Source organism: ANME-2 cluster archaeon (assembly GCA_014237145.1).
In the GTDB taxonomy this organism is placed as follows: domain Archaea; phylum Halobacteriota; class Methanosarcinia; order Methanosarcinales; family Methanocomedenaceae; genus Methanocomedens_A.
Window position 1 is genome coordinate 1 of the sequence record JAAXOC010000043.1, and the last position, 3,432, is coordinate 3,432.

Annotated in this window: 3 protein-coding genes; 2 read left to right on the plus strand and 1 reads right to left on the minus strand. The window is 46.9% G+C overall.

From position 1 onward, the window contains the following. The first annotated feature begins 23 nt into the window (after window positions 1–23). The gene (locus HF974_06075) at window positions 24–629 is read left to right on the plus strand and encodes a hypothetical protein (protein MBC2697903.1); all 606 of its coding nucleotides are present in this window, start codon (window positions 24–26) and stop codon (window positions 627–629) included. Between the two features lie 656 nt (window positions 630–1,285). Here the strand turns inward: HF974_06075 and HF974_06080 are convergent. Further along, the gene (locus HF974_06080; protein MBC2697904.1) at window positions 1,286–1,423 is read right to left on the minus strand and encodes a hypothetical protein; all 138 of its coding nucleotides are present in this window, start codon (window positions 1,421–1,423) and stop codon (window positions 1,286–1,288) included. 452 nt (window positions 1,424–1,875) lie between these two features. Here HF974_06080 and HF974_06085 point away from each other — a divergent pair. Beyond that, window positions 1,876–3,432 (plus strand): hypothetical protein (locus HF974_06085; protein MBC2697905.1); only part of this gene is annotated, 1,557 nt, incomplete at its 3' end.

Sequence of the window (3,432 nt, forward strand, 5' to 3'; positions counted from 1 at the left end):
GATGCGTCGATCTGCCGGATTGGATGAACGGCGTGTTTGCCGATACCGGCTATGACTTACAGACATCCTTGAGCACGCAGGGACATCTGGATGTCTTCATGAACGCTTATTCGGCCGGCGACTGTGTCAATTTTGGGGGCAATTACGGACCGGGGACTTCCGGCGAATATCGCAGCAACTATGTTGTCTTTTATGCTCCCAGCACCCCATGTTTGTTGGATCCCAAGTTTGGAACCGGGACAGTTAACGTTGGCGCATCCTATTACACCGACCGCAGCTACACGATCACCGGTGGCGTCCCCAGTTGGATGGTTGGGCGCACCTTAATCAAAACGCCCAATGACGAAAGAACTAACAGCGCCGCCAGCGGATATGTGCGTTTCACCAATCCGGTCAGTTGGTGGGTATATGTGCTCTTTGACAGCCGGTCATCCTCGATACCCAATTGGTTAAACGGCTGGGAATTGCGCTCTCAGTATCAAATCCAAACATCCCTGGGCACGCAGCCGTATCTGAAGGTATACCGAAAATGGTTTAACGCTAATCAGTGTGTCGATTTAGGGGGCAATTACGGGCCGGGATCATCTGGCGAATACCGTAGCAACTACGCAGTGGTTTATGGACGGTAGTGTGTGATGGCCTTTCATCCAGCGAAGCAATAATGAGGGCCTTGCCTGAACGGCTTGGCCCTTACTAATTGATACTGATAGGTCATTTGACGACCTACTCGAAGAGGCCCTCAGAAACATTGTTGCAAAGTACGAAAAGAAGCCTGCAAAAAAATCATTATTCCCATTTTTTCTCATATTTTATGTAAGAAACTTCACATTAAGTAAAATATTTCCTGGCACATTGTAGTAGCTTCTCAAGACTATCTGCCTCAATTATCTGATATGAAATATAATTAGACGCATTTGGGTTGTTCCAAATGTTGGTATATTTTTTGCTTTATTTGTAAAGAAGTTCCATCCAGTCTATCCAATCCAAAAAGCTAAAATGTCTGTGAAACAGGGACGGGAAACATTGTGTCCCATAGAGGAAATGTCACAGATGCTATCCTGAGAAAGGTGAGTTGCCTATGATGGCAACTTGATGTTTAACAATTCGTGGAAATCCAGGACCTCTGGACGCGGTCTGAAGCGTTAGACTCTTGCAATCGCTGTGGCGGAACCATGCATAGGGTGAAAAGCCACAGCCCATAGCCATGACCCCTTTTTTTGCAGGGTTGAGACTGCCATCGATAAATGATTCTCGAATATCGATGCCCCCGCGTTGGTGAAGATTCTCAGCCTGTTGAGTGAGGACCTGTTTTAACACCCCTTGCCGGACCCATTTCTGGAACCAGCGATGGCAGGTTTGAACGGGGGATACCATGGCGGCAGGTTTTTCCAGGGTGCCCCATGCGCCGCACCCAAAGAATCATGTTGAGCACTTCCCTGGGATTTTTCTGGGGACGCCCTCTTCCGTCATGCTTTCGTTTGCGTTATGGAAATAAAGGCTTTAACCGGTTCCATTGTTCGTTTGTGAGTTCCATCCCCAGTATATGCAATATTTTTAAGCATAGCTTCTAATTACTTTTAGCGGTTAGTCAATTAGCATAGATCGGCAATCCCGATCCACCTAAAGGACAGAAGGTGGATAAGTTTGCCGAAAATTATTAAGGACAAATCACTGTAGGAGCTTAAGAGTCCAAAGTTCATCCGTCATGCCGGACTTGATCCGGCATCCAGACCTCGCAACACTCTGAAAAAAAACTGGATTCCGGTTTTCACCGGAATGACGTGGCCAATTTTTTACTTGTAATAATTTCAATCTGTTACAAGAACTCTTGACTGTCGAGTGTAGGAGGTAGAGTTTAAAAAAAAGGGGGGGAACATGAAAGTACTTAAAGGCCTAATCTATTTAATATTTTTCTTTTTAATTTCACTGCCAATTATAACGCATGCGGCCAGCAATTGGACTGTTCAGGAGATTAAGGAGCTTAAAGCAATTTATTCCAATCCAGATGACATTGAGATAATTGATCTGGAGTTCCAGACTGAGAATCATGGGTGTCTGATTGCTAAAGCCTCGAATGGGTTGACCTACGTGTATCGAACAAGTGATGGCGGTAAAAACTGGTCGCAAGTTTTTACCCCCCTTGTTTTGATGAAATATAAAGATATAGTCTTTGACGAAACGGGCAATTTCGGCCTTATCTTATACGATGAAACCCGGGTAATATCGGGCTGGCCCGATTTTCAGACAGTTTTGATACAAGGCGTTAAAGTAACAACTAACGGTGGGACAAACTGGACTTCTCGACCTTTTCCAGGTAATCATGGATATATTTGGGGAGTTGAAGCAAGATGGCCCTCTTATATTTGGGCAGTCGGAGAAATTTCTACAATTCTCTACAGCTCAAATTACGGCCAAAACTGGAACCCCATCACCAGTCCTGTCACGAATAAAACATTTTGGGACATTTACGTCGACCCGGATGATATGGTTTATGGTGGAGGATGGGGAGTAATTTTTGGTAGTTCGCGACTTTACGCCTCTGATGCACAATATGGCGGCAATTGGAACGATGTTAGTGCCAACATACCATGGATGGACACTGTTGACTTCGTAATGAGCAATGGTGTCGGCATCCGGGATAACTCAGGCCAAACAGGAACGATTTACTACTCGGGATATCCACCCGGAGGGGGTGTTTGGCCTTGGACAGGAGCGACTCTTCCAGAGGCGCTTGTGCCAAGTGATGTTGATATGGTTACGACATGGCAGGGTTGGGTTGCCGGCCGCAATGCTTTTGGGAAGATTGAGGGTAAAATCTATAAGACAGTGAATTATGGTCAGACTTGGTCGATAGATTTAGAGGCCGATGATCTTCTCATCCTATTTCCAAATTGGACAGGTTCGAGCACGCTTAATACCATATCTATGGTAAACGCCAGTGTCGGCTATGCTGCAGGTGACGGATACTATCTGTTTAAGTATAGGCCATGTTCTTTACCCATGGGCCACGTGGATTATTGCCGTGATTGTGGCCCCTGTCTATCTGGACAAGGTGATTGTGATGGTGATGTCCAGTGTCAGGCAGGGTTGACCTGTGCCCAAGATGTTGGTGCACAATATGGCATGCCTTGGAACTATGATGTATGTGAGCAGCCTCCTGGAAACTGTAGCGTATTTCAGCCAGGACCTGACTGGTGCCGTGACTGTGGTCCCTGTGCGGAAGGTGAAGGCGATTGTGACAGTGATGCCGAATGCGAGGCAGGACTGATCTGTGCGCAGGATGTCGGAGCCAACTATGGATGGCCGGCCGGCAGGGATGTGTGTGAACAGCCACCTGGAAACTGTAGCGTATTTCAGCCAGGACCTGACTGGTGCCGTGACTGTGGTCCCTGTGCGGAAGGTGAAGGCGATTGTGACAGTGATGCCGAATGC